The sequence below is a fragment of the Bradyrhizobium huanghuaihaiense genome (genome assembly GCF_025200885.1).
Classification (GTDB): domain Bacteria; phylum Pseudomonadota; class Alphaproteobacteria; order Rhizobiales; family Xanthobacteraceae; genus Bradyrhizobium; species Bradyrhizobium huanghuaihaiense.
Genome location: NZ_CP104172.1, coordinates 4302997 through 4329563, shown reverse-complemented (window position 1 = coordinate 4329563; position 26567 = coordinate 4302997). Strand labels below are relative to the sequence as shown.

Below are 26567 nucleotides of genomic sequence, written 5' to 3'. Positions count from 1 at the left end.
CGAGGGTTTGCGTTCTGACATGCTCTGGATAATCTGTTCACATTGCAAGCTGGGGCGGCAATGGGCGCGATTCGTCTTTTTCTATTTTTATTGGTGGCTTTGTGCTGTTGCTGCGGATCGGCGCAGGCGGAGAAGCGCGTCGCCCTCGTGATCGGCAATTCCGCCTACAAGAGCGTGCCAAGGCTAACCAATCCGGCGAACGATGCCACACTCGTCGGCAGCATGTTCAGGAAGGCCGGGTTCGACATCGTGGATGTCAAACTCGACCTTAGTGTCGTCGACATGCGCAAGGCGTTGCGTGACTTCGGCGGTAAGGCGCGCGAGGCCGACGTCGCCGTCGTCTATTATGCGGGGCACGGGATCGAGCTGGACGGCAACAATTATCTCATTCCGACCGACGCAGCACTCGAGACCGACACGGACGTCTTTGACGAGGCCTTCCCGCTCGACCGGGTGTTGTTCGCCATCGAGCCCGCCAAGCAGCTCCGCCTCGTCATCCTCGATGCCTGCCGGGACAACCCGTTCGCGAAAACAATGAAGCGGACCATGGCCGCGCGTGCCATTGGCCGCGGCCTCGCCAAGGTCGAGCTGACCAGCCCGAACACCATGATCGCCTTCGCGGCGAAGGCCGGCTCCACTGCCTCCGACGGAGACTCCAGGAACAGCCCGTTTGCAGCAGCGCTGGTCGAACGCCTCCCCACGCCGGGGCTCGACCTGCGCAAGGCGTTCGGCTTCGTCCGCGACGACGTGCTCAAGACCACCGGCTACAAGCAGGAGCCTTATGTTTACGGCTCGCTCGGCGGCGACGACGTGCCGCTGGTTGCTGCGAAGCCGATCGTGGCCGGCCCCCAGGCAAACCCCGACAGCGAGCTCCGGCGCGACTACGAACTGGCGCTTCAGCTCGGGACGCGCGACGGATGGACAGCGTTCCTCAACCGTTTTCCGGCTGGCTTCTATGCCGATCTCGCCAAAGGCCAGTTGAACAAGATCGCCGCTGAAGAAACCCGCTCCGCCACGGCAGACAAGGCTCGGCAGGCGGAAGAGGAGAAGGCGCGGCTCGCCGCCGAGCGCGCCAACAAGGCCGAACAGGACAAGGCGGCGGCCGCAGCCAAGGCGGCCGAGGACAAGCGTCTTGCCGCCGAGAAGGCCAAGCAGATCGAGGAAGCCAAAGCCGCTGCAGCCGAGCAGCGGCGCAAGGACGCCGAAGCCGCGGTCGCGAAGGCGCTGGCTGACAAGCAAGCGGCCGAGAAGGCACTCGCCGAGAAGCTCGCGACCGACAGGGCCGCGGCTGACCTGGCCGCCAAGCAAGCCGCCGAGAAGCAAGCCTCAGCCAGCGCGGAGCAGAAGGTCGCGGCGGTTGCGCCCTCCTCAACCCCGCCGGCCATGTCGCCGCAGGAAACCACCAAACTGGTGCAGTCCGAGCTGCGCCGCGTCGGCTGTTTGACCGCCTCGGCAGACGGCGATTGGAACCTTGCGTCACAGCGCTCGCTGACGCTGTTCAACAAATATGCCGGCACCAAGTACGACGCCAAGCTCGCCACCTTCGATGCGCTGGATGCGATCAAGGCCAGGCCGGGCCGCGTCTGCCCGCTGGTTTGCGACCACGGCTTCAAGGCCGACGGCGACGCTTGCGTGAAAATCACCTGCCGCGCGGGCTATCGTATCAATGACGACAATGAATGCGAGAAGGAGCAGGACAAGAAGCCGGTCGCGACGCGCGAGGACGCCAAGAAGCGGGATACTGAGCGCAAGCAAACGGAAGCCAAACCATCCAAGCCTCAGGCAAGCGGGCAGCTTATATGCGGCAACGCAGGCTGTCGTCCGGTCAAATCGGGATGCCGGGTCGAGGGTGGGAGCTCGTCGGGTGCGGGATCGGTCGGATACAGGGAAGTGTGTCCCTAACTCTTCGGCAGCTTCAGGAGTTTAGCCGGGTCGAATTTTGGTGCCGGCCCGTTCGGCCCCAGAGTTGGCTGTTCTTCACTTTCCGTGGTGCCAGCATTCCGCTCCCTCCCTAATCGTTGCCGATCTCGCTCAAGGCCGCCCCCGCGTGCATTTCATTGGGCCACCGCCTGTTGCGCAGGTGGATGTGCCTGCGGTGCACGTCGCTCCCGGTCGCATCGTGCCTGTCGAAGTGAACGCCGCGGGCGCAGCGCGGCGAAGGCGAGTCTTTCAAACTGGAACACCTGTCAAACCCTCGTCGAGTGGTTTGATTGCTGTTCGACCTTTTGGCGTCCACGTTGAAGTGTTGCCTCGCTTTCGAGCAAAGGTGGTGGGCGGTCACGGTTTCGAACCGCGGACCTTCTCGGTGTAAACGAGATGCTCGAACCAGCTGAGCTAACTCCTTGCCGTAGGCATCATCGGACCCGCGCAACGGGTCTCATCCGTGCGCATTGCGGCCGCATTGGTTTCACCGAACGGCCACATCGGAATCAGATGCCAACCAGATTTTCTCGATAGGTTCGCCGTTCCTCAAACTGGAAAGGCAGACCATGCGCAGCTTCACGGCATCCGTCATCGTTGCAGCTCTCTCCCTCGGAACACCTGCCCTGGTGCAGGCACAGGGCGCATCGTCGCAACCCGGCGCGGAGCAGCCATCCACCCAGTCCAGCACGGTGATCCGCAGCATACAGGTTGTGGACGTCAAGGAATTGCAGCCGGCGGTGCGCGCGAAAGTCGATGAACTCGTGGCGCACACAAGCGACCAAGACATCCAGTCGCTCCGGCAGTCCATCGACGCCACGCCGCAGGCCGCCTCCGTGCTCAAGGCCAAGGGCTTGAGCTCGTCCCAAGTCGTCGCGATCAACATCGCCGACGGTGTACTGACGATGTTCACCAAGACAGCCTGACGTGGAACTCCAGGCCGAGGCATTGCACAGCGGCGGCAAGCACAATTGCCGCCTCCTCGGTCGGATGACGCGAATCGCGCTACGAAAGTGGATTCCCCCTGCAGCGGGCTGGTCGCAGGGCTGCTCGTGTCCGGTCTGAAAACCCTGACCGAGCCGCAAATTGGGGCCGGCTCGCGGCGCGCTCGCCCCTTGCTCCTCCCCCCGCCGGAGCGCTAAAGAGGCGCCGTGGGGCGGTTAGCTCAGCTGGTTAGAGCATCTCGTTTACACCGAGAGGGTCCGCGGTTCGAATCCGTGACCGCCCACCAGCCTTCGCCCGCTTCGCGGGCTACGGCTTGGCAAGCCAGCCAAAACGCGCACTGACGCGAAGCGGGCGAAGGCTGCCTTGCCAAAGCCGTTCGGGCGAAGGCGGGCTTCTCAAGACGAAAACTATCTCAGCAATCTCAGGCTCAATCCCGCGGCCGCCCCGGCAGCAGCGGCACGGCGTCGATCCACACGGCCGCCGACTGGCACCAGATCTGCCTGACGGGCCGCAGGGCGTCGCGCTGGCGGATGCTGCCCCAGCGGATGCCCCAATCGTCGGCCTCCTCGCCCTCGCCGCTGGTAAACAGCGGGGAACCGCAGTCGCCGCAGAAATGCTGGAAACGCATCCGGCCGTTGTCGCCGCGCTTGCCGTAGACCTTGGGCGTGCCGGCGGTCAGCTTCACGTCGGCCCTGGTGCAGATCGCCGTCACCCGGAACGGTGATCCCGTCAGCGCCTGGCAGTCGGTGCAGTGGCACACCGAGACCGCCTCGGGGTCGATCTCGGCCTCGAAGGTGATCTTCCCGCAATGGCACTGTCCGTCGACCTGCATCGCTCTCTCCCGCCGCCGAAACAAAAACGGCGCCCGAAGGCGCCGTTTTATCATCTTTCGCTTGAGATCAATGAGCGGTCAGGCCGCCGGCGGCTTCATCGCCGTCCGGCTTCACCGTCACCTTGGTGTCCTCTTCCCAGACGATCGGCACCGGCTTCTTCACCAGGGCCTTGGCGACGACGTCGTCGAGGCGCGAGACCGGGATGATCTCCATGCCGCCCTTGATCGCATCGGAAATCTCCGTGAGATCCTTGGCGTTGTCCTCGGGGATCAGCACCGTCTTGATGCCGCCGCGGGCCGCAGCCAGCAGCTTCTCCTTGAGACCGCCGATCGGCAGCACGCGGCCGCGCAGCGTGATCTCGCCGGTCATCGCGACATCGTGGCGAACCGGGATGCCGGTCATCACCGAGATGATCGCGGTGGCCATGGCCACGCCCGCGGACGGACCGTCCTTCGGCGTCGCGCCTTCCGGCACGTGCACGTGGATGTCGCGGCGGTCAAACATCGGCGGCTCGATGCCGTAGTTGATCGCGCGCGAGCGGACGTAGGACGCCGCCGCCGAGATCGATTCCTTCATCACGTCGCGCAGGTTGCCCGTGACCGTCATCTTGCCCTTGCCGGGCATCATGACGCCTTCGATCGTCAGCAGCTCGCCGCCGACATCGGTCCAGGCAAGGCCGGTGACGATGCCGACCTGCGGCTCGCTCTCGATCTCGCCGAAGCGGTACTTCGGCACGCCGAGCAGCTCTTCCAGAGTCTTCTCGGTGACCTTGACCGACTTCTTCTTGGAGATCATCAGCTCCTTCACCGCCTTGCGGGCGAGTGTGGAGAGCTCACGCTCCAAATTGCGCACGCCCGCTTCGCGGGTGTAGCGGCGGATCAGAAGCAGCAGCGCGTCGTCGTCGATCGAGAACTCCTTGGAGTCCAGGCCGTGCTTGGACACCGCGTTCGGGATCAGATGCTTGCGCGCGATCTCGACCTTCTCGTTCTCGGTGTAGCCCGCGATCCGGATGATCTCCATGCGGTCCATCAGGGGACCTGGAATATTCAGCGTATTCGCGGTCGTGATGAACATCACGTTGGACAGATCGTAGTCGACCTCGAGATAGTGGTCGTTGAAGGTCCCGTTCTGCTCGGGGTCGAGAACCTCGAGCAGCGCCGAGGACGGATCGCCGCGGAAATCGGCGCCCATCTTGTCGATCTCGTCCAGCAGGAACAGCGGATTGGACGACTTCGCCTTCCGCATCGACTGGATGATCTTGCCGGGCATCGAGCCGATATAGGTGCGGCGGTGACCGCGGATCTCGGCCTCGTCGCGCACGCCGCCGAGCGACACGCGCACGAACTCACGTCCGGTCGCCTTCGCGATCGATTTGCCGAGCGAGGTCTTGCCGACGCCGGGAGGCCCGACGAGGCACAGGATCGGCCCGGTCAGCTTGTTGGCGCGCGACTGCACCGCGAGATACTCGACGATGCGTTCCTTGACCTTCTCGAGCCCGTAGTGATCGGAGTCCAGGATGGCCTGCGCGGCCTCCAGGTCCTTCTTCACCTTGGACTTCTTGTTCCACGGAATCGACAGCAGCCAATCCAGATAGTTGCGCACGACGGTCGCTTCCGCGGACATCGGCGACATCTGGCGCAGCTTCTTCAATTCGTGCTGCGCCTTCTCGCGCGCTTCCTTGGAGAGCTTGGTCTTGGCGATCTTCTCTTCGAGATCGGCGAGCTCGTCGCGACCGTCGTCGTCGCCGAGTTCCTTCTGGATCGCCTTCATCTGCTCGTTGAGATAGTACTCGCGCTGGGTCTTCTCCATCTGGCGCTTGACGCGCGAGCGGATGCGCTTCTCGACCTGCAGCACCGAGATCTCGCTCTCCATCAGGCCCAGCACCTTCTCGAGGCGCGTGGTGACGGACAGCGTCTCCAGGATGCCCTGGCGGTCGGCGATCTTGACGGCGAGATGCGAGGCAACCGTGTCGGCGAGCTTGGCGAAATCGGTGATCGCCTGCACGACGCCGACGACCTCGGCCGAGATCTTCTTGTTGAGCTTCACATAGCTCTCGAAGTCGGACACGACCGAGCGTGCCAAGGCTTCCGCCTCGACCGATTTCGCATCGGTGTCGGCGAGCGCCACGGCGGTGGCTTCATAGTAATCGGCGCGATCGGTGTACTTCTGCACGCGCGCACGCTCGAGCCCTTCGACCAGCACCTTCACGGTGCCGTCGGGAAGCTTCAGGAGCTGGAGCACGCTGGCAAGCGTACCGGTCTCGTAAATGGCGTCGGGCGCCGGATCATCATCGGACGCGTTCTTCTGCGTCGCGAGCATGATCAGCGCGTCGTTCTTCATCACCTCTTCAAGCGCGCGGATCGACTTCTCGCGACCGACGAAGAGCGGAACGATCATGTGCGGGAAGACGACGATGTCGCGCAGCGGCAGCACGGGATAGGCGTGCGCTTCGCCGTGGACGATGGTTGGCCGGGGTTTTGGATTAGTCATGGCCTTTTCCTTTTGCTTTGCCCCCTTGCACGCAGTCCGCCATGCTCATGCGCAACCGCCACAAGGTGCCGAGGTGATCCACAAAACCGGTCGGTCCTCTTGAAAGTTGGACCGGCTCGCCGGATCGGAACAGAGGCGAATCTTGAAGAGAATTCTCGCTCGCCGCCGACATTAGGTGGCTATCGACCCGGGGGGTGTCAAGTCATTGAAAAACGCGCGCCATCAGGCGCTTACGCACGCGGATAAGCGAACGCAACACCGGCTGCGGAGATACACGTCCGCAGCCCAACTCGATGAGACGATTGGAGCGTTCCAGCGCCGGAAATCAGGCGCTGGCATTCTCGACGGCGCGATCGGTCCGATCAGCGTAGATGTAGAGCGGACGCGCCGTACCTTCCACGACTTCGCGGGAGATCACGACTTCTTCCACACCTTCCAGGCCCGGCAGGTCGAACATGGTCTCGAGCAGGATCGCCTCGAGGATCGAACGCAGACCACGCGCGCCGGTCTTGCGCTCGATCGCCTTGCGGGCAACCGCGCCAAGCGCCTCGTCGGCGAAGGTCAGCTCGATGTTCTCCATCTCGAACAGCCGCTGGTACTGTTTCACCAGCGCGTTCTTCGGCTCGGTCAGGATCTTCTTCAGCGAGGTCTCGTCGAGGTCCTCGAGCGTCGCCACGACGGGCAGACGACCGACGAACTCGGGGATGAGACCGTACTTCAGGAGGTCCTCAGGCTCGACGTGACGGAAGATCTCGCCGGTCCGGCGATCTTCCGGCGCCATCACCTGGGCCGCGAAACCGATCGAGGTCGACCGGCCGCGCGCCGAGATGATCTTCTCGAGGCCGGCGAAGGCGCCGCCGCAGATGAACAGGATGTTGGTGGTGTCCACCTGCAGGAACTCCTGCTGCGGATGCTTGCGGCCGCCCTGCGGCGGGACCGAAGCCACCGTGCCTTCCATGATCTTCAAGAGCGCCTGCTGCACGCCCTCACCCGACACGTCGCGCGTGATCGAGGGATTGTCGGACTTGCGGCTGATCTTGTCGATTTCGTCGATGTAGACGATGCCGCGCTGGGCACGCTCGACATTGTAGTCGGCGGCCTGGAGCAGCTTCAGGATGATGTTCTCGACGTCCTCGCCGACATAGCCGGCTTCGGTCAGCGTCGTCGCATCCGCCATCGTGAACGGCACGTCCAGGATGCGGGCGAGCGTCTGCGCGAGCAGCGTCTTGCCCGAACCGGTCGGACCGATCAGCAGGATGTTCGACTTCGCGAGCTCGACGTCGTTGTGCTTGGTCTGGTGGTTGAGGCGCTTGTAGTGGTTGTGCACCGCGACCGACAGGACCTTCTTCGCATGGCTCTGGCCGATGACGTAGTCGTCCAGCACCTTGCAGATTTCCTTCGGCGTCGGAATGCCGTCGCGCGACTTCACCAGCGAGGATTTGTTCTCCTCACGGATGATGTCCATGCAGAGCTCAACGCACTCGTCGCAGATGAAGACCGTGGGACCCGCGATCAGTTTGCGGACTTCGTGCTGGCTCTTGCCGCAGAACGAGCAATATAGCGTGTTCTTGGAGTCGCTCGTGCCGACCTTACTCATTCATGTCTCCGTCCGCGGTTCGATCCCGTTCCGCTCGATCGCTCCATTCCGATACGATGGTCGGGATGGAGTTCAAATAGAGCAAATTCCGTACCAAAAAAGACCTACGCGTTACTACATCCCGTGCGAATCACGGTCACTCGATTCTCCCGCGATCATAGCCGATCAATCGTAGCCAACCATGCTGTCACCCGACTATCAAGAATTCGCTAATCGGGGGTCGCGCGCTACCCGTGACAATACCGTGATTTCCGGTCCTGGCACGGGCGAAGTGACCGAAATCACCCCGACGTTGCTGGATTACCACGAAATAACAAGCACGAAAGCGGAACTTTCTGCCTGCCGCAGGGCGCAAAACGACGTTTTGCATTGCGCACACGCGTACCTAGCGTGAACGCCGCCCTGATGGGACCCCGGCGATCCCAGGGATCGCCGTTACGGTCCAGTAGTGCTACGGGGCCTTCGCCGGCGCCGGCTCCTCGGCGCGCTTGTCGATGACCTTGTCGACCAGGCCGAACTCCTTGGCGTCGTTGGCGGTCAGGAACTTGTCGCGTTCCAACGCATCCTCGATCGTCTTGTAGGTCTGGCCTGTGTGCTTCACGTAGATCTCGTTGAGCCGCTTCTTCAGGTTCAGGATTTCCTGGGCGTGCAGCATGATGTCGGTGGCCTGGCCCTGGAAGCCGCCGGAGGGCTGGTGCACCATGATGCGTGCGTTCGGCAGCGAGAAGCGCATGTCCTTCTCACCGGCGCAGAGCAGCAGCGAGCCCATCGAGGCGGCCTGGCCGGTGCAGAGCGTCGAGACCGGCGGGCGGATGAATTGCATGGTGTCGTAGATCGCAAGGCCCGACGTCACCACGCCGCCCGGCGAGTTGATGTACATCGAGATTTCCTTCTTCGGATTTTCCGCCTCGAGGAACAACAGCTGCGCGACGATCAGCGTCGACATGCCGTCCTCGACCGGACCGGTCACGAAGATGATGCGCTCCTTCAAGAGGCGCGAGAAAATATCGTAGGCGCGCTCGCCACGGTTGGTCTGCTCGACCACCATGGGCACGAGGTTCATGTAGGTTTCAACCGGATCGCGCATGAGTCACCTAGGGTTTTAGGAGGCGGACATCGCCAGTCTTGGCTGCCAGTTTGGGCTGGATGTGCCGGAAGGCCGATGGACGTCCCGTGATGCAGGAAGTTGGTAGAAGTAGAACGCTTGTTAGCAGAAGACTTGGGTACAGGGCGTACCGACAGATATAGCCCAATTCGCGTCAGACAAGTGCGGAGCGAATTAAGGCTTAATCCACTGGGGACTTGAAGCTGATTCTCGCAAAAAGACCCAGCCGACCATCTGGCTAGCTGGGCCCCTTCGCTGATCATCCTTAATAGAAGACTGTCCTGGAGCCCCGTTCCGATGGAATCGGAAAGGGGCTCCAGCTTCTATTTTGACGCGTTTTCTTCACGCGAACCGGTATCCACTTCGCTCGAAAACGCTCTGGAGCCTTCAGGCTGCGGTCTTTTCCGCCTCGTCGTCCTTGTAGAGATCCTCGCGCGAGACCTTCTTCTCGGTCACGTTGGCAAGTTCGAGGATGAAGTCGACGACCTTGTCCTCGTAGATCGGCGCACGAAGCTGGGCCAGCGCCTGGGCGTTGCTGCGATAGTAGTCCCAGACCTCCTTCTCGCGGCCGGGCATCTGCCGGGCGCGCTCGATCACGGCGCGGCCGACCTCGTCATCGGTCACGGTGATCTTGTTCTTCTCGCCGATCTCGGAGAGCACGAGGCCGAGCCGCACGCGGCGGTCGGCGATCTTGCGGTACTCGTCCTTCGCCTTGTCCTCGGTGGTGTCCTCGTCGGCAAAGGTCTTGCCGGCGGAGTCCATCTCGGCCTTCACCGAGTTCCACATCAGATTGAACTCCTCGTCGACCAGCGAGGGCGGCGCCTCGAAGCGATGCGCTTCGTCGAGACGATCGAGCAGCGCGCGCTTGACGCGCTGGCGCGTCGCGGTCGCGAACTCGGCAACCAGACGCTCGCGCGCGGCTTCCTTCAGCTTGTCCAGCGATTCCAGGCCGAGCGTCTTGGCGAACTCGTCGTCGATCGCAACGTCCTGCGGCGCCTCGATCAGCGTCGCGGTGGTCTCGAACTCGGCCGGCTGGCCGGCGAGCTTCTCGCTCATGTAGTTCTTCGGGAACGAGACCTTCAGCGTGCGCGTCTCGTTGGCGCCGATGCCGATGAGCTGCTCCTCGAAGCCCGGGATGAAGGTGTTGGAGCCGATCACGACCTGGATGCCCTCACCGGCACCGCCCTCGAAGGCTTCGCCGTTGATGGTGCCCTTGAAGTTGATGGTGACGCGATCGCCGGAGGCGGCCTTTTCGCCGTCGCCCTTGGCGGCATAACCACGGTTGCTGTCCGCGATGCGCTTGATCGCCTCGTCGACGTCGGAATCGGTCACTTCAGCAACGGGCTTTTCGACCTGGAAGGTCTTGAAGTCGGCGAGCGCGATCGACGGCACCACCTCGATCGCGACCGTGTAGGTCAGATCGGTCTTGCCGTTCAGCAGCTCCTCGACCTCGGCCTGCTCGGTCGGCATCGTGATCTTCGGCTCGGTCGCGAGACGGAAGCCGCGCTCGGAGAACAGCTGCGTGTTGGTGTCGCGGATGGTCTGGTCGATGGTCTCGGCCATCACCGAGCGGCCATAGACCTTCTTCAGATGCGTCACCGGCACCTTGCCGGGGCGGAAGCCGTTGATGCGGACCTTGTCCTTGAGATCGACGAGCTTGGCGCCAGCCTTGGCGTCGAGATCAGAGGCGGGAACGCTGATCTTGAACTCGTGCTTCAAACCTTCCGAGAGGGTCTCTGTGACCTGCATGGCGTCCAATCTTCTTTTCGTTCGGCCCCGGCGCGCATGCGTCGGGACGCTGTCATTAATCGATCCGGCGCGAGGCAAACGCCTCAACGCCGGTGGTTCATCGGACCGGCTTCAGGCGGACAACATCCGCCAGGAGCAGGCCCTCGTAATCCGTGCAAACGCGATAAGCGCTTGGTGCGGGCGGAGGGACTCGAACCCCCACAACTTTCGTCACTGGAACCTAAATCCAGCGCGTCTACCAGTTCCGCCACGCCCGCGTGAATTTGCATCAAGACCGGCCGCGATGCCGCGGGCGGCCGGGCTTATAACATGTGCCTGACTGTTCGCAGCAAAAAAATGGCCTGATGCGGGCAGGCTTAAAGTAGGCACGACGGCTGGACTTATCCAGCGCGGCGTGGTCCGGATCGCGCCATGAAGCCGCGGATTTTTGACCTGAACAGACGAGAGCTTTTGGCAGGGCTCGGAGCCTCGGCGGCAGGGCTAATCGCCGGCGGCGCCGGCCCGTCCGTGACCGCCCAGCTCGCGCTTCAGGCAAGGCCCGCAACGCTGGCTCTGAGACCGGGTCAGCCGGCTACTCCGATCTGGGAGCTGGCCGCCGTAAGCCATCTCAAGGACGTCCGTCTCAAGCGCTTTGACCGGTGCGAGGTGGTGTTTCGGAACGACCTGCCTGTGCCACTTGCCCCGGTCTGGTACGGCCTCAATGCCCCATCTGCTTCCGATCCGCTCCGGGGACGTGCACCGGCCCCGCCAAATGCGGTTGAAACATCAATTATTTCAATATCTAACGCAGGAACCCTGTTGGCCGACTTCCGGCTCTTCGAGGACGGCCTGAAGCAGCCGGCGCGTCCGCTTCCGATCATCGCGGTCGAGACCAGCCCGGTTGCCGTCGATCGCGACGAGATCCTGCTGATCGAGGAATGGCGCCTGCGGCCGGATGGCACCGCGGTGCCGCCGGGCCAGGATCCCAAGGACACGACGCCGCTCTACACGGTCAACGGGCTGACTTCATTCGAACTCTCAGCTTCGGCCAATGAGCGGATGCGGCTGCGCTTCATCAACGGCTCGCAACGTACTGTTCTGGCGATCAAATTGGAAAGCCACGAGGTCCGCGTGATGGCCCTGGACGGGCAGCCCGCCGAGCCGTTCCCGGCGCGCAACGGCGCCCTGGTGCTGGCCCCCGGCGGACGCGCCGATGCGTTTGTCGATACGGCCACAACGGCCGCATTCCTGCTGCATGACGGCAAGGAGGCGCGCCAGGTCGGCAGCCTCAAGATATCGGGCCAATCGGAGCGGCGCGCGCCGCTGTTGCCGCCGCAGCCACTGCCGTCGAACGATCTGCCCGAGAAGCTCGATCTGAAGGGCGCCCTGCGGTTCGATGTCGCGCTCGGCGCCCCCGATGCCGGCTGGGCTCGGCCCGCAAACTTCTCCACGGCCTCCGCTCCGGCCTTCCGCGCCAAGGCCGGCCGCACCGTCGTGCTGGCCCTCAAGAACCCTGCCCCCACGACCACCGTGTTCCACCTGCACGGCCATCCGTTCCGCCTGCTCGACAAGCTCGACGACGGCTGGAAGCCCTACTGGCTCGACACGCTCGCGATCGAGCCCGGCCAGACCCAGCGCATCGCGTTCGCCGCGACCTCGCCTGGATGTTGGCTGCTCGAGTCGGTTGCGACGGACTGGGCCGCGCCGCGGCTGGTGCGGTGGTATGGGGTAGAGTGAGACTTCGTAGGATGGGTAGAGCGTAGCGAAACCCATCGTTACCGCACCGAGATTTGAGATGATGGGTTTCGCTTCGCTCTACCCATCCTACCTGACAGCTCAGTATTCGATCCCCAGCGCATCATAGATCCGCCGGTGCACGGCCGGCAGCGTCTCGGTCAGGTCCTCGGCGATCAGGCCCGGTCCGGCCTCGCTTGCCCCCTCGCCATGCATCCAGACGCCGATGCTGGCGGCTTCGAAGGCCGGCACGCCCTGCGCGAGAAGACCGGCGATGATGCCGGAGAGCACGTCGCCGGCACCTGCCGTGGCCAGCCAGGGCGGCGCGTTGGCGGCGATGGTGGCGCGGCCGTCGGGCGCGGCGATGGTGGTATCGGGCCCCTTCAGCAGCACCACCGCGCCGGAGCGCTCGGCGGCGGCGCGGACGCGCTCGAGCTTGGAGCGACCCGGATGCTTGTTGCTGAGATCGGAGAACAGGCGCGGAAACTCGCCCTCGTGCGGCGTCAGCACCACCGCACTGTCGTGCGAGGACTTGATCGATTCGAACAGGCGCTCGGGGTTTGCGGCAAAGCTCGTCAGCGCGTCCGCGTCCAGCACCAGATGGCGCTGCGCGGTGAGCGCGGTGTGCACCATGTCGCAGGTGCGCTCGCCTACCCCGGCGCCGGGACCGATGATGCAGGTGTTGTAGCGCTTGTCGCCGAGCAGCTCGCCGAACTCGACCACGGTATCGACGGGGCGCACCATCACCGCGGTGAGCGCGGCCGCATTGATCGCGAGCGCATCGCGCGGAGTGGCCAAAGTCACCAGGCCTGCGCCGGCGCGTAGCGCCCCGCGCGCGGCGAGCCGCGCCGCGCCGGTCGCGGCCGCGTCGCCGGAGACCGCAAGCACGTGACCTCGCGCATATTTGTGGGCGTCGATGCGCGGCACCGGAAACGCCGCGCCCCAGAAATCCGGATCGTTCTCGAAAATCTGCGGCCCGATCTCGTCCAGAACCTGTGCGTCGATACCGATGTCGGCAACCCGCACCCGGCCGCAATGCATCCGTCCCGGCAGCAGCAGGTGCGCCGGCTTCTTGCGGAAGAAGGTGACGGTCTCGGTGGCGTTGACCGCCACGCCCAGCACCGCCGCGCTGGTGCCGTTGATGCCGCTCGGCAGGTCGACCGCGAGCACTGGCGCGTCGTTGGCGTTGATCGCCTCGATCATCTCCCACGCCTCGCCCTCGACGGGGCGGCTGAGGCCCGCGCCGAACAGCGCATCGATGATCAGCGCAGGTCTTCCGATCGCCTGCGGATTGAACGGGAGCACCGGATGCTTCCAGCCGCGCGCGGCCGAGGCCGCATCGCCCTGGAGCTGATCGCGCTCGCACATCAGGATCACCGAGACCTCGCGGCCTTGCGCGGCGAGCTCGGCGGCTGCGACAAAACCGTCGCCGCCATTGTTGCCGGGACCGGCCACGATCAGGATCGGCCCCTCCTCCACCAGCGCGTTGGCGGCCTCCGCGACCGCCTGGCCCGCGCTCAGCATCAGCTTGAAGCCGGGGGTCCCGGCCGCGATCGCGAGCTGGTCGGCGCGCTGCATTTCGGCGTTGGTCAGAACTTCCATGCCACTTCCCTGGTACAAACGCCTCTTCAACAGGCATCTTTTGTGCCGACCCGTCCCCGGGAACGCCGATCTGCACAGATACTGAACTGTTTGCCTATTTCGTAGTCTTCGGTATTTTGGCTCGGTCGGCACCACCTATCAGAGATGCTCGTTAAAAGGCTGATAACGCTCCAATAATCAGGGCATTTGCAACTTGGCATAGACCCTGCTTTCGAGGAAGCCGCTTCGGTTCGTCGTGCTCACTGGCATTTATCAGGGTGTGGCCGGCCGTTGTTGCCGGACTGGTCAGGGATCCCGGCATAGCGAAGACAACATCGTGCGTTAAGAAAAGCGCATCCTGACGAAGACGTTGCTATTTGATCGAAAGGCCGGGAGGCGCGCAGTGAAGAAAATTGAAGCCATCATCAAGCCGTTCAAGCTCGACGAGGTGAAGGAAGCGCTTCAGGAAGTCGGCCTTCAGGGCATCACGGTCACCGAGGCCAAGGGCTTCGGCCGGCAGAAGGGTCACGCCGAGCTTTACCGCGGCGCAGAATACATCGTCGACTTCCTGCCCAAGGTGAAGATCGAGATCGTGATCGGCGACGATCTGGTCGAGCGCGCCATCGACGCCATCCGCCGCGCCGCGCAAACCGGGCGCATCGGCGACGGCAAGATTTTCGTCTCCAACATCGAAGAGGCGATCCGCATCCGGACCGGCGAATCCGGGCTGGACGCTATCTAAGCCGGGTGCTATCCCGCATTTTGCGACACTCTGACAAGAAATAAGGCTGCTTCGGCGGCCTGATTTCGTTTGTGCGGTCGCGCGCGAACTCGCCAAAAGCGAGAACAATCTTGCTCACCTGGAAACCGACCCGCAGAGCCAAAAGGGGTATGCATGAAGACCGCCAAAGACGTCCTGAAATCGATCAAGGACAACGACGTCAAATACGTCGACCTGCGCTTCACCGATCCGCGCGGCAAGTGGCAGCACGTCACGTTCGACGTCAGCATGATCGATGAGGACATTTTCGCCGAAGGGACGATGTTCGACGGCTCCTCGATCGCCGGCTGGAAGGCGATCAACGAGTCCGACATGTGCCTGATGCCCGATCCGGTGACCGCGACGATCGATCCGTTCTTCGCCGAGACCACGATGGTCATCACCTGCGACGTGCTCGAGCCGACCACCGGCGAGCCCTACAACCGCGACCCCCGCGGCATCGCCAAGAAGGCCGAAGCCATGGTGAAGTCGATGGGCGTGGGCGACAGCGTGTTCGTCGGTCCCGAAGCCGAGTTCTTCGTGTTCGACGACGTGCGCTTCTCCTCCAGCCCCTACAACACCGGTTTCCGCCTCGACTCCTCGGAGCTGCCGACCAACACCGACACGGAATATGAAGGCGGCAACCTCGGCCACCGCATCCGCACCAAGGCCGGCTACTTCCCCGTCCCGCCGCAGGACTCGGTGCAGGACATGCGCTCCGAGATGCTCGGCGCCATGGCCAAGATGGGCGTCAAGGTCGAGAAGCATCACCACGAGGTCGCTTCCGCCCAGCACGAGCTCGGCATGAAGTTCGACACGCTGACGCTGATGGCCGACCACCTGCAGATCTACAAATACTGCATCCATCAGGTCGCCCACATCTACGGCAAGACCGCCACCTTCATGCCGAAGCCGGTCTACGGCGACAACGGCTCGGGCATGCACGTGCACCAGTCGATCTGGAAGGACGGCAAGCCGGTGTTCGCCGGCAACAAGTATGCTGACCTGTCGGAGACCTGCCTCCACTACATCGGCGGCATCATCAAGCACGCCAAGGCGATCAACGCCTTCACCAACCCGTCGACCAACTCCTACAAGCGTCTGGTCCCGGGCTACGAGGCCCCGGTGCTGCTGGCCTACTCCGCGCGCAACCGCTCGGCCTCCTGCCGCATCCCCTACACCGCTTCGCCGAAGGCCAAGCGTGTCGAGGTGCGCTTCCCCGATCCGCTCGCCAATCCCTATCTCGGCTTCGCCGCGATGCTGATGGCCGGCCTCGACGGCATCAAGAACAAGATCGATCCGGGTCCGGCGATGGACAAGGACCTCTACGACCTGCCGAAGGAAGAGCTGAAGCAGATCCCGACCGTCTGCGGCTCGCTCCGCGAGGCGCTGGAAAACCTCGACAAGGACCGCGGCTTCCTCAAGAACGGCGGCGTGTTCGACGACGACTTCATCGACGCTTACATCGAGCTGAAGATGACCGAGGTCGAACGCTTCGAGATGACCCCGCACCCGATCGAGTTCGACATGTACTATTCGGGCTAAGCGGCCCGAACGCCCTGCAACAAGCAAAAGGCGCTCCGCGAGGGGCGCCTTTTCGTTTGGCCCTCCTTTGCCTGGAAAATTCACCCCGATATCCGACCCGACCGGCGCCCACTTAACCAGCGTCACGCTGTCGACGGCGGGCAGCGCGCCGCGAGGCTGCTCGCCCCCTCTTCCGAAAACGAAGGGGTTGAGTTAGATTTTAAATGCAACTGCCATGACCGCGCGATCGAGCTCCGGCGCCCGCAATTGGCTTACACTCTGATGCGACTGCCGATATCGTAAAAACATTCACACAAAAGCTTTGTTGGGGGATGGGACCTGCCATGCAACAAGGGCCAAAAGACACTAAGAATCTAGATGAGGCCAATTCTGGAAACGACCAGAGCGAGGAAACGAACAAGGCATCAACAAATGCCCCTGTTAAGTCTGAAAACGCACCAACACATCTCGACGACAGCGCCATCCAAATTCTGCAGCTTCTTTTTTCCCGTACCGTTGATTTCTCCAAAAGCGGGTTTTTCTTCATTCTCTTGGGATGCGGCTTTCTGTATTTCGCCTACAGCTTGCTTTATCATGTGCATCCGACGTTCGTTTTCATTTTAGCTCTATTGGGTTTGTCCATTGTCCTGTTCGGCACTGGCACCCAGAGCCTCGGCAGCGGCGAGTTCACCGAACCGGGCTCCCAAGCCAAGGCCAAATTCTATTTGGCAGGTGGTGCTGGCGTTCTTGCCGGCGTCTTTGGATTCGGAGCAGTCCTCGGCTCCGATAGGATAGAACGCGTGTTCGCCAACTCGAGCGGCTACGCGCTAGTGGTTTTTGAAATCAACAATCCCGCCGGAACCAATCTGCAGCAGGCCACGGTCACGACATACTTGAAGGACGGTCGCACGCTACCTGCTTTGATCCGCGACGCCTCTATTGAGGTACTAGCGCCAATTTCGAGAGGCTACGGAAAGCTGGACGTCTGCATTGAAGCGAAGGGTCCCAAATGGTCAATCGAGCGCGGCTGCCCGACGCTTGACCTAAAAGACAACGCGCCGGGCCAGCGACCGGAACCTGTGCAGAGCATCGGTACCACCAAAGTCGACCTCAAATTCGTCAACGTTCTAAGTCTTGACGAAGCGGGAAAGCCCGCACCCGCACCCCCGTTTACCGCAAACTGAGGGGCGCATGATGTTGCACCGAAAAGCATTCATCACCGCTCTCAAACTGTCACGTGCAATCTTGAGCCTTGCGGCATTTCTGCATCTGCTTGCGGAGATTTCGCCGGTTGCCGCGCAGCCATCCGATGCCATTCGTTGTTCTTACGTCGCGAGACCGGATGTTTCCGCAACCCTCAAGGGCTTGCAATCAAACGATGAGCCGACCCGCCTGACTGCCGCCGGCACGCTCGGACAGATCGGAAAGGACGCGCTGCCTGCGCTGATGGCGGCAATTCCACAATTCCTGCGTCGGAATCCAGAACCAAGCACTTGGCCCCCGACTCAACGCGACGTCGCAATTGTGTTGACCGATGTCATCCGTGCCATCATTTCCGACGACCGTCTTTCAATCCTTCGGTTCAGGCAATGCACGACCGACACTATCATCAAGTCGCTGACATGGGCGGCACGAGGCGACAATCAGCGATTGCGAGTGAACTCAGCCAACATTCTTGCAAACGTCGTCGACAACACGACTGTCTGCATCGTCCTTCATCACCTGCGCGACTCCAACATCAGCACGAACGGCAGAGCCAATCTTCTGGGGGTGACGAACTCAATGGCAAGTTACGCCTATCGAGAAAACGTGAACGACATCAGCAAAACGCTTGAAATCGTAAACGCGCAGATTGGTTCATCGATTGGGTTTGATCAGTCTCGCATTATTGTAAGAGATATTTACTCTCGGCTGGCCGAAAGTGAAAACAAAGAAACCTCGCTCCAGACTTCGTTGAAGGAATATTGCGGCAGTTACAATTTCAACGTGCCTCTAGACTAACGCTTCTTTCTCTTAGCGGGCGCGGCGCTGAAGATGACCGAGGTCGAACGCTTCGAGATGACCCCGCACCCGATCGAGTTCGACATGTACTATTTGGGCTAGCGGCTCGAACTCTCTGCAACAAGCAAAAGGCGCTCCGCGAGGGGCGCCTTTTCGTTTGGGACGTCGCAAGTCCGTAGGGTGGGTTAGCATTGCAGATGTGCGAAGCGCATTTGCAATGCGTAACCCACCACTGTCTCTATCCGGGCAAGCAGAAGAGGTGGGTTACGCAATACGGATTGCGCTTCGCACAATCCGAATGGCTAACCCACCCTACAAGATGCGGGCTGGCCGCTACCACGTCGCCGTGAACGCCCGCTGCAGCTCGGCCGGCCCTGTCACCCCGCCCGCGATCAGCAACTGGGTGAGCACCCGCGCCTTCTGGGGATTGAGATCCTCGGACACGACGAACCCGTTCTTGTCGTCGTCGACCTCGACGTTCCGGGTGACAAAGCCGGAGCGAACGCGGGTGGAACGGACGACGATGATGCCCTTCTTTGCGGCGGCCTCGAGCGCGTCGAGTGCGGACTTCGACGTATTGCCGTCGCCGACGCCGGCCAGCACGATGCCCTTGGCGCCGTGCGAGATGGCATCCTCGATCGGAACGGCGTCCATATTGGCGTGCGAGTAGACGATCTCGACGCGCGGTAATTGCTCGCCCGCCGGGAGCTGATAGGTCGCGCGCTTGAAGCCGGCGGCCTGGGTCATGAAACGGATGCCGCCGGCGGTGTCGACATAGCCGACCGGCCCGTCATTGGGGGAGCTGAAGGTCTCGATGCTCGTCGTGTTGGTCTTCGTCACCGAGCGCGCGCCCTGAATCTTGTCGTTCAGCACGGCCATAACGCCGCGGCCGCGCGAGCGCGGATCGGCGGCGACCTGCACCGCCTCGTAGAGATTGCCGGGGCCGTCGGCGCTGACCGCGGTGGCCGGCCGCATCGAGCCGACGATCACCACCGGCTTGTCGCCGCGCACCACGTTGTCGAGAAAGAACGCGGTCTCCTCCAGCGTATCCGTGCCATGGGTGATGATGACGCCGTCGGCTTCGTTCTTGTCGAAGGCATCCTGGATGCGGCGGGCCAGCGCGAACCAGACCTTGTCGTTCATGTCCTGGGACCCGATCGACGAAATCTGCTCGGCGTTCAGCTTTGCCAGCTTGTCGAGGCCCGGCACCGACGCCATCAGCTGCTCGCCGGTGATCTGGCCCGACTTGTAGGCGCCGGTCGCACGCGGATCGGCCTGGCCTGCGATGGTGCCGCCCGTCGCAAGCACGAGAATGCGCGGCAGGCTGACGGCCGCAGCGTCCTTGCCCGGCTCTGCCGCCTGCGCGGCTGCGCCGATGCCGCCGGACCAGAGCGCAAAGGACAGCAGTGGAATGGCGAGAATGGATGTTCGAATTTGGCGACAGCTGGCTGGGCTGGCGGTAGGCTTCGTCATCGAATTGTCCTCCCGTTTAAGGTGGGATCGACATTCGATACGCCCATTGAGGCCGAAGATGGGTCAGCCTGCTGCTTTCCCTAGGGGTTGTCCCGCCGTGGCATGAAATGATCGAGCAAACCCGTCGGGAGCGGAAAGACGACGGTCGACGACCGTTCGCCCGCGATGTCATGGAGAGCTGCGAAATAACGCAGCTGCATCGCCTGGGGCTCCTGCGCGAGAATCCGGCCGGCTTCGACGAGCTTTTCAGCAGCCTGCTGCTCGCCCATTGCATTGATCACCTTGGCCCGCCGCAAGCGCTCGGCCTCGGCCTGCTTGGCGATCGCGCGAACCATGGTTTCGTTGAGATCGACGTCCTTGATCTCTATGCCGGTGACCTTGATGCCCCAGACGTCGGTCTGCTTGTCGAGGATCTCCTGGATGTCGGCGTTCAACCTGTCGCGCTCGGCGAGCATCTCGTCGAGCTCGTGCTTGCCGAGAACCGAGCGCAACGTGGTCTGGGCGAGCTGGCTGGTGGCGGCCATGTAGTCGCCGACCTTGATAATGGCACGTTCGGGGTCGACGATGCGAAAGTATAGAACGGCGTTGACCTTGACGGACACGTTGTCCCGGGAAATCACGTCCTGCGGCGGCACCACCTGCACCATCACCCGGAGATCGACCTTGACGAGTTGCTGCACGACCGGAATGAGGAGGATGAGGCCCGGTCCTTTCACGCCGGTGAAGCGGCCGAGTGTAAAGACGACGCCACGCTCGTATTCGCGAAGGATTCGAATGGCCTGGGATAGAAACATGACGACAAGCAGCGCAAGCGCCGCATAGGTCAGATATTCCAGCATCATGATGTACCTCCCTCGCCGGTTCGGGCTGGTGCGCGCCGTATCAGCAGCGTCAGGTCGGTGACGCCCGCGACTTCGGCCATCTCTCCGGGCATGAACGTTTCGGCACCGCGCGCCTGCCAGCGCTCACCGTGGGCGAAGACGTGACCTTCGTTCCCGTTCCAGTCGAGAACCTCCGCAGGCAAGCCTCGCATGGCCTTCGCGCCGACCAGTGCAGGAGCCTTGCGGATGCGCCGGAGTGAACCAAGCACGACGAGCGCAAAGCCGGTGAACACGGCCGTCGTGATGCCGATCACCCACCACGACAGCTGGTAGCCAGGCGCCTCGCCCCTGAAAAGCATCAAGGCTCCCAGCACGAAAGCGATGATTCCTCCGAGACCGATCACCACGGTCGGATTGAAGGCCTCGATCGTGAGAAGCACGAGCCCGACCAGCATCAGGGCGAAGCCGGCATAGTTGACCGGCAGCAGATTGAGCGCATAGAGGCCGATCAACAGGCAGATCGCGCCGATGACTCCCGGGGCGACGGCGCCGGGAGACATGAATTCGAAGATCAGGCCGTAGATGCCGATCATCAGGAGAATGAACGCCACGTTCGGATCGGTGATGACCGCCAGGAAGCGGGATATCCGTCCGGGGTCGATGGCCTCGACGACGGCATCCTTCGTCGCGAGGCGTTGCGTCCTGCCGCCTGCAACCTCCACCACACGGCCGTCGAGCTGCCTCAGCAATTCGGCCTGATCGCGCGCGACGAGATCGATGGCATGCGCCTCGAGGGCGCCGTTGGCAGAGAGCGTGGCAGCCTCACGGACCGCCTTCTCCGCCCAGTCCACATTGCGGCCGCGCAGCTCCGCAAGGCTGCGGATGAAAGCGACCGCATCATTGGTCGCCTTCGCCGTCATTGGATCCTTGAGCTGATCCTTGAGCTGATCCTTGAGCTGATCCTTGGCCTGATCCTTGGGCTCGCTCTGCTGGTCGCCGTCCTTCTTGTCCTTGCCGCCCTTGTCCGGCGCACCGCCCGGCAGGCCCGGCAGCGGCCCGCCAATCTGCACCGGCGTCGCGGCACCAATATTGGTGCCTGGCGCCATCGCCGCGATGTGGGTCGCATAGAGGATATAGGTCCCCGCACTCGCTGCGTGGGCGCCGGAGGGAGCAACGTAACCGACGACAGGAATCGGCGAGGCGAGCACATCCGCGATGATCTCACGCATGCTGGAATTGAGACCGCCGGGCGTGTTCATCCTCAGAAGCACGACCTCGGCGTGCCGTTCACTCGCCTTGGCCAACGCCTCCTTCACGTAGCTGGCCGAGGCCGGGCCAATGGCCCCGTCGATCGAAACAATCAGTGCGACACGGCCGCTCTCCTCCGCTGAGCTGGGACGGAGGCAGCAGGTCAAAGCCACGACGGTGATCGCCGCAACGAGGGCCGCCTTCATGGTCTGCACGGCAAGGGCTCCCTTGCAGAGGATATGGTGTTCCTCTCGAGAACCTCAATGCTGCGCGTGGAGACCAACGTTGCGATTGTGCAACGCAATGGGAAGGCCATGCAGGATGGCGATGTGATCGGTTGAGCAGAGGCGGTGGCGGACCATGACGACGACTGATCCGCCCCGTGCCAGCCGCTGCTACCGTGCCACCCTCACGCCATCGGCTCCGATCGCACCGAACGTGCTCGCGATGATCTCGCGCGTCGGCTGCATACCGCCGAGCGACCAGTGCGAGGGCTCCTGCTCCTCGATCCTGACCCAGACGTTGCGGCGGAAGTCCGGGCTGCCCTGCCCTTCGACCTCGACCATCAGGTCGGTGATCCGTTCGAGCAGCGTCTTCTTCTGCGCGGCATCCAGGATGCCGCGCACGGTGGAAATGGTGATGTAAGGCATATCTCTCTCCAATCGTGTCGTTTGACGACGCGGCCAATTTGGACCCGGCGGGCCCGGCAAGGGAGTGGCGGGTAAGCCAGAGATCGGGCAATTTCCGCCACGCGCGGGCGCAGCGATCGGCTAGGATCACAGCGTCTGCCTGGAGGTCTCATGAAGCTCGCAATTCTGGCGCTGGAAGGTTGCATGCATTCGGCGATCGCCGGCGTCGCCGACGTCCTCTCGCTCGCCAATCATGTGATGCAGCAAAGCGGCGCAGCGCCCCGCTTCAGCTGGCAGACGCTGTCGCTCGACGGCCGGGACGTGCGCGCCGGCGGCGGCCGGATGGTCGCGGTCGACGGCGCCATCGGCAGACGCGGCCGCTTCGATGCGATCCTCGTCCCCGGCAATCTCGTCGATCACGTCACGGCCGCGCGTCTGCAACCGCAATATGCCCGTGCCGGCGCCTGGCTGCGGCGGCAGCATGCGAACGGCCGTCTGATCGGCGCGTTTTGCAGTGGCGTGTTCCTGCTGGCAGGCAGCGGTCTGCTCGACAACCGCCGCGCCACCATCACCTGGTGGCTGCAAGGCGAGCTGCGGCAGCGGCATCCCACGATCGACCTCGCGGCCGACGCCGTCATCACGGTCGCGGACCGCATCGTCTGCGCGGCCGGACCGATGTCGTGGGTCGACCTTCTGCTCAGGCTGATCGAGATGGTCGACGGCAAGGAGATCGCAAAACTATGCGCGGACTACGTCGTGATCGACACCGCGCAGCGCAGCCAATCGATCTTCATGCCCGTCGGCTATCTGCTCTCGCAGGACCCGCTGCTGACCAAAGCCGATCTCCTGGTTCGCCGCACCGGCAAGAGCCCGATGACGGTCAAGCGCCTCGCGGGCGCGCTCGGCCTCAGCGAGCGCACGCTGAACCGGAAGTTTCAGGAGCTCACGCACGAGCCGCCGCAAGCCTTCATCACGCGCCGCCGCGTCGAGCATGCGCGCACGCTGCTGGAGACGACGACGCAGCCGGTCAAGACCATCGCCCGCGCCGCCGGCTATGAGGACGAAAGCAGCTTTCGCAAGGCGTTCCGCAAGCTGACCTTGATGTCGCCGCAGGCGTATCGCGCGCGACGGATGGAGCGGACGGCGTGAGGCAGGCCGCGAATGCCTGCTTCGCGAGCCGCTGAGCGGCCCAGTTAGTGCAGCACCACAAAATGTCACGATGGGCAGTTGCAGACGAATTACTGCGCCCCGGCGCGGAGATGGGTTGGCCAACCGACACGGACCAACGTTTCATCTGGGTCAGAGATCGCAAATTCGTACATCCCCCACGGCTTGTCTTCGGGTGATTGCTGAAATTCGCGCGCTGCAGCATCAACATTCTCGAGGTAGAGATAAAGCCCAAATGGGTTCCTGCCCGGCGTTAGCCATCCCTCGACCGCGTCCGTCAGATGTAGATATCCGCCCTTCCCGTTCGACAACATGCGATAGGTGTCGGGCTCTCCCGGAGCAGGCCTTTCACCGTCCGGGCGCGCAAAGCCCAGCCGATTGTAGAACCGCTCCGACGCATCAAGGTCATTACACGGCAGGATCGCGATCAAAGCTCCGGAAGGACTCATTCGTGCACTCCAACGTCATGCAACCCGTCAGCCTTCGTTCTGCATCTGACTCCACTTCGTTCTCAAAGAACAAATCAGAGCCGCAAAAACAGGCCGGACCAATTCCTACTGATTGGTTTATCTCGTCCGAAATTTGGACTGCGCCTTGAATGCATGACGCAGTCCCGCAGGCCCTTCCCATCGCAAGCCTACGGAAGCCGCAGATCTGAGTAGTGGCGCTCGCCCTCCCCGTCATTGCGAGCGCAGCGAAGCAATCCAGATTCTTTCTGCGGAGGGATTCTGGATTGCTTCGCTGCGCTCGCAATGACGATGCGGCGAGGGCGTAGCTGAAACGCCTACTCACGCCTGAGTCCGCCCGCCTACGCCGCCGCCTTCCGCCGCGCCACCAGCGCTGCGCCGAAAGCCTCGAACAGCTTGCGGTTGATGGGATTGTGCTGCGGGTCGTACTCGGCATGCCATTGCACGCCGAGCGCAAAGGTCGGGGCTTCCGCGATGCGGATCGCCTCGATGGTGCCGTCCTCGGCGATGCCCTCAATCAGCACGCGCTTGCCGGGATCCAGGATGCCCTGCCCGTGCAGCGAATTGACCCTGATCTTCTCGCAGCCGAGAATTTTGGCAAAGGCGCCTCCCGGCGTCAGGTCGACCTCGTGACGGTCGGCGAACACCACGGTCGGATCGGGATGGATCTCGCCGTTCTCGAGCCGGGGCATGCGGTGGTTCATGCGGCCCGGGATCTCGCGGATCTCCGGGTGCAGCGAGCCGCCGAAGGCGACGTTCATCTCCTGGAGGCCGCGGCAGATGCCGAACAGCGGCACGCCGCGCGCGACGCAAGCCACCGAGAGCGCCAGAGCCACCTCGTCGCGATGGATGTCGTAGGGCTCGTGCTTCTCGCAGGGATCGACGTTGAAGCGGGTCGGGTGCACGTTGGCCCGCGCCCCGGTGAGGATGATGCCGTCGACGGTATCGAGCAGCGCCCCGATGTCGGTGATATCAGGGGAGCCCGCGAACATCACCGGCAAGCCGCCGGACACCTCGGCCACGGCGCGCAGGTTTCGCTCGCCGACCATCTGGACCTGAAATCGATTCTCGACGCGATGGGCATTCCCGATCACGCCGACGACCGGCTTTCTCATCTGTCGTTCCGACCTCCCCGCCGAAGAAGATTCTCCAAACATGCCCCTGGCATGGAACAAATTCAACAGAAGGGATCGCGGGACGGCAATGCTATTTTCGCGCAAATGCCGGGACCAGCGCGCGGATATGGCCCCTTTTGGCGGCCGGAGCGTTGATCCGTTCAGGCCGGACGCGTCAAATCGGCACCGGGCCGGCACCGGGCCTAGCTTGATCCCCACCGGAATTTCGCGAAAGAGTGGCCGCCTGCAGCGTTCCGAAAAGGACCCGATGTGACCATTTCCAGAGATGAACGGCCCCGGACCCGCAACGATCAGGCTTGGGATCAGGCTTGGAATCAGGCCTGGGCGATCTCGGTCGGCGGCATCGGTGTCGTGCTGTTCACCGCGCTGCTCGCCTTCACCTGGCATTTTGCGGCCACCCTGCTCCTGATCTTCACCGGCATGCTGCTCGGCGTCGGCCTCAATGCGCTGACCCATGCGCTCGGACGGCGCGTTCACCTGCCACACACAGTGCGGCTCGCGATCGTCTGCCTCGTCCTTGCTGTGCTGCTCGCAGGCGTTGCCTATCTCGGCGGCGCCACCATCGCCGAGCAGGCCTCGCTGCTCAGCAAGACCATCAAGTCGCAGATCGGCAATGTCCGGTCCTTCCTCGAAAGCCACGGCATCGACACCAGCGTGTTCGACCTTGGCAACGCAACGCCGGCAGCCTCAACCGACGAGGCGCCGGCGCCCGCCCCAAGCCCGAGCGCGCACGGCGGCTTGCCGGGTGCAGGCGCGCTCGCCTCGAGCGGCGGGGCGATTGTGAGCCAGACCTTCAAGCTGCTGTTCGGCGCGATCAGCGCCGTCGGCAACATCTTCATCGTGCTGTTTCTGGGGCTCGCCTTTGCCGCCCAGCCCGCCGTCTATCACGACGGCCTGCTGTTCCTCGCGCCTGCGAAGCACCGCACCCGCGTCACGCTCATCATCGACCGCATCGGCGAAACGCTGGAGCGCTGGCTGATCGCGCAGATCGTGGTGATGATCGCGGTCGGCGTCGTGACCTGGATCGGGCTCGCCATCATCGGCATTCCCGGCTCGTTCATCCTGGGGATCCAAGCCGGCCTGCTCGCCTTCATCCCCACCGTCGGCGCCATCATCGCAGGCGTCGTCGTGGTGCTGGCGAGCCTCGCCTCGGGCTGGATCCCGGCGCTGTCGGCGTTTCTGCTCTTCATGGTCGTCCACGCCATGGAGAGTTACGTGCTGACCCCGCTCCTGCAGCGGCAGGCGCTGGACATCCCGCCGGCGACGCTGTTCGCGTTCCAGATCCTGCTCGGCGTCGTGTTCGGAATCTGGGGCCTCGCGCTGGCGCTCCCGCTGGTCGCCATCGCCAAGGTCATGATCGACCATTTCAAGACGTATGAAGCGCCGCCCCTCGCTGAAGCGGCGTAAC

The 26567-nt window shown here is 63.1% G+C and carries 21 protein-coding genes and 2 tRNA genes; 10 read left to right on the top strand and 13 right to left on the bottom strand.

All coding sequences use genetic code 11. From position 1 onward, the window contains the following. The first annotated feature begins 60 nt into the window (after window positions 1–60). From N2603_RS20705 to N2603_RS20695, 3 genes are all read left to right on the top strand, one after another. Window positions 61–1902, top strand: a complete 1842-nt coding sequence (locus tag N2603_RS20705; RefSeq protein ID WP_260390191.1) for a caspase family protein — start codon at window positions 61–63, stop codon at window positions 1900–1902. A gap of 587 nt (window positions 1903–2489) precedes the next feature. Then, the gene (locus tag N2603_RS20700) at window positions 2490–2846 is read left to right on the top strand and encodes a hypothetical protein (RefSeq protein WP_260390190.1); all 357 of its coding nucleotides are present in this window, start codon (window positions 2490–2492) and stop codon (window positions 2844–2846) included. Between the two features lie 228 nt (window positions 2847–3074). Then, a tRNA-Val gene (locus N2603_RS20695) sits at window positions 3075–3151 on the top strand. Window positions 3152–3292: 141 nt separating this feature from the next. Here the strand turns inward: N2603_RS20695 and N2603_RS20690 are convergent. The 6 genes from N2603_RS20690 to N2603_RS20665 form a co-directional block, all read right to left on the bottom strand. Beyond that, window positions 3293–3697 carry a GFA family protein gene (locus N2603_RS20690; RefSeq protein ID WP_260390189.1) on the bottom strand — a complete coding sequence of 135 codons (405 nt, stop codon included), beginning with the start codon at window positions 3695–3697 and terminating at the stop codon, window positions 3293–3295. Between the two features lie 67 nt (window positions 3698–3764). Continuing rightward, window positions 3765–6188: an endopeptidase La gene (gene lon, locus N2603_RS20685; RefSeq protein ID WP_018642419.1), complete on the bottom strand. Its 2424-nt coding sequence runs from the start codon at window positions 6186–6188 to the stop codon at window positions 3765–3767. 325 nt (window positions 6189–6513) lie between these two features. Continuing rightward, the gene (clpX, locus tag N2603_RS20680; protein WP_018642420.1) at window positions 6514–7785 is read right to left on the bottom strand and encodes an ATP-dependent Clp protease ATP-binding subunit ClpX; all 1272 of its coding nucleotides are present in this window, start codon (window positions 7783–7785) and stop codon (window positions 6514–6516) included. A gap of 451 nt (window positions 7786–8236) precedes the next feature. Continuing rightward, complete coding sequence (locus N2603_RS20675) at window positions 8237–8872, bottom strand: ATP-dependent Clp protease proteolytic subunit (protein ID WP_018642421.1); 636 nt, start codon at window positions 8870–8872, stop codon at window positions 8237–8239. A gap of 405 nt (window positions 8873–9277) precedes the next feature. Continuing rightward, window positions 9278–10639 (bottom strand): trigger factor, encoded by a 1362-nt coding sequence (gene tig, locus N2603_RS20670; RefSeq protein WP_260390188.1) that lies wholly within the window; start codon window positions 10637–10639, stop codon window positions 9278–9280. A 172-nt stretch (window positions 10640–10811) separates the two neighbouring features. Continuing rightward, window positions 10812–10896, bottom strand: a tRNA-Leu gene (locus N2603_RS20665). Window positions 10897–11050: 154 nt separating this feature from the next. On the opposite strand from N2603_RS20665, the gene N2603_RS20660 reads away from it, so the two are divergent. Then, window positions 11051–12355, top strand: a complete 1305-nt coding sequence (locus N2603_RS20660; RefSeq protein WP_260390187.1) for a multicopper oxidase domain-containing protein — start codon at window positions 11051–11053, stop codon at window positions 12353–12355. Window positions 12356–12454: 99 nt separating this feature from the next. On the opposite strand, the gene N2603_RS20655 is transcribed toward N2603_RS20660, so the two are convergent. Further along, window positions 12455–13954, bottom strand: a complete 1500-nt coding sequence (locus N2603_RS20655; protein WP_260390186.1) for an NAD(P)H-hydrate dehydratase — start codon at window positions 13952–13954, stop codon at window positions 12455–12457. A gap of 382 nt (window positions 13955–14336) precedes the next feature. On the opposite strand from N2603_RS20655, the gene N2603_RS20650 reads away from it, so the two are divergent. From N2603_RS20650 to N2603_RS20635, 4 genes are all read left to right on the top strand, one after another. Then, on the top strand, window positions 14337–14675 hold the full coding sequence (locus N2603_RS20650) for a P-II family nitrogen regulator (RefSeq protein ID WP_007603495.1): 339 nt from the start codon (window positions 14337–14339) through the stop codon (window positions 14673–14675). Window positions 14676–14828: 153 nt separating this feature from the next. Next, complete coding sequence (glnA, locus tag N2603_RS20645) at window positions 14829–16238, top strand: type I glutamate--ammonia ligase (protein ID WP_018642425.1); 1410 nt, start codon at window positions 14829–14831, stop codon at window positions 16236–16238. Between the two features lie 323 nt (window positions 16239–16561). Next, the gene (locus N2603_RS20640; RefSeq protein WP_260390185.1) at window positions 16562–17401 is read left to right on the top strand and encodes a hypothetical protein; all 840 of its coding nucleotides are present in this window, start codon (window positions 16562–16564) and stop codon (window positions 17399–17401) included. A 7-nt stretch (window positions 17402–17408) separates the two neighbouring features. Next, window positions 17409–18218 carry a hypothetical protein gene (locus N2603_RS20635; RefSeq protein ID WP_260390184.1) on the top strand — a complete coding sequence of 270 codons (810 nt, stop codon included), beginning with the start codon at window positions 17409–17411 and terminating at the stop codon, window positions 18216–18218. Window positions 18219–18551: 333 nt separating this feature from the next. Here the strand turns inward: N2603_RS20635 and N2603_RS20630 are convergent, their stop codons facing one another. The 4 genes from N2603_RS20630 to N2603_RS20615 form a co-directional block, all read right to left on the bottom strand. After that, window positions 18552–19691 (bottom strand): asparaginase, encoded by a 1140-nt coding sequence (locus tag N2603_RS20630; RefSeq protein WP_260390183.1) that lies wholly within the window; start codon window positions 19689–19691, stop codon window positions 18552–18554. Window positions 19692–19771: 80 nt separating this feature from the next. Continuing rightward, window positions 19772–20533, bottom strand: a complete 762-nt coding sequence (locus tag N2603_RS20625) for a slipin family protein (RefSeq protein ID WP_018642427.1) — start codon at window positions 20531–20533, stop codon at window positions 19772–19774. Continuing rightward, window positions 20530–21975 carry an NfeD family protein gene (locus tag N2603_RS20620; RefSeq protein ID WP_260390182.1) on the bottom strand — a complete coding sequence of 482 codons (1446 nt, stop codon included), beginning with the start codon at window positions 21973–21975 and terminating at the stop codon, window positions 20530–20532. The genes N2603_RS20625 and N2603_RS20620 overlap by 4 nt, the downstream gene beginning before the upstream one ends. 180 nt (window positions 21976–22155) lie before the next feature. Then, on the bottom strand, window positions 22156–22410 hold the full coding sequence (locus tag N2603_RS20615; protein WP_260390181.1) for a tautomerase family protein: 255 nt from the start codon (window positions 22408–22410) through the stop codon (window positions 22156–22158). Between the two features lie 150 nt (window positions 22411–22560). Here N2603_RS20615 and N2603_RS20610 point away from each other — a divergent pair, with 150 nt between their 5' ends. Beyond that, window positions 22561–23538, top strand: a complete 978-nt coding sequence (locus N2603_RS20610; protein WP_260390180.1) for a GlxA family transcriptional regulator — start codon at window positions 22561–22563, stop codon at window positions 23536–23538. 89 nt (window positions 23539–23627) lie between these two features. On the opposite strand, the gene N2603_RS20605 is transcribed toward N2603_RS20610, so the two are convergent. After that, entirely contained in the window at window positions 23628–24005 is a 378-nt protein-coding gene (locus tag N2603_RS20605; RefSeq protein ID WP_260390179.1) for a VOC family protein, read from the bottom strand. Between the two features lie 359 nt (window positions 24006–24364). Continuing rightward, window positions 24365–25138 carry a gamma-glutamyl-gamma-aminobutyrate hydrolase family protein gene (locus N2603_RS20600; protein ID WP_260390178.1) on the bottom strand — a complete coding sequence of 258 codons (774 nt, stop codon included), beginning with the start codon at window positions 25136–25138 and terminating at the stop codon, window positions 24365–24367. Window positions 25139–25408: 270 nt separating this feature from the next. Here N2603_RS20600 and N2603_RS20595 point away from each other — a divergent pair, with 270 nt between their 5' ends. Beyond that, window positions 25409–26566 carry an AI-2E family transporter gene (locus N2603_RS20595; protein WP_260390177.1) on the top strand — a complete coding sequence of 386 codons (1158 nt, stop codon included), beginning with the start codon at window positions 25409–25411 and terminating at the stop codon, window positions 26564–26566. Window position 26567: the final 1 nt, after the last annotated feature.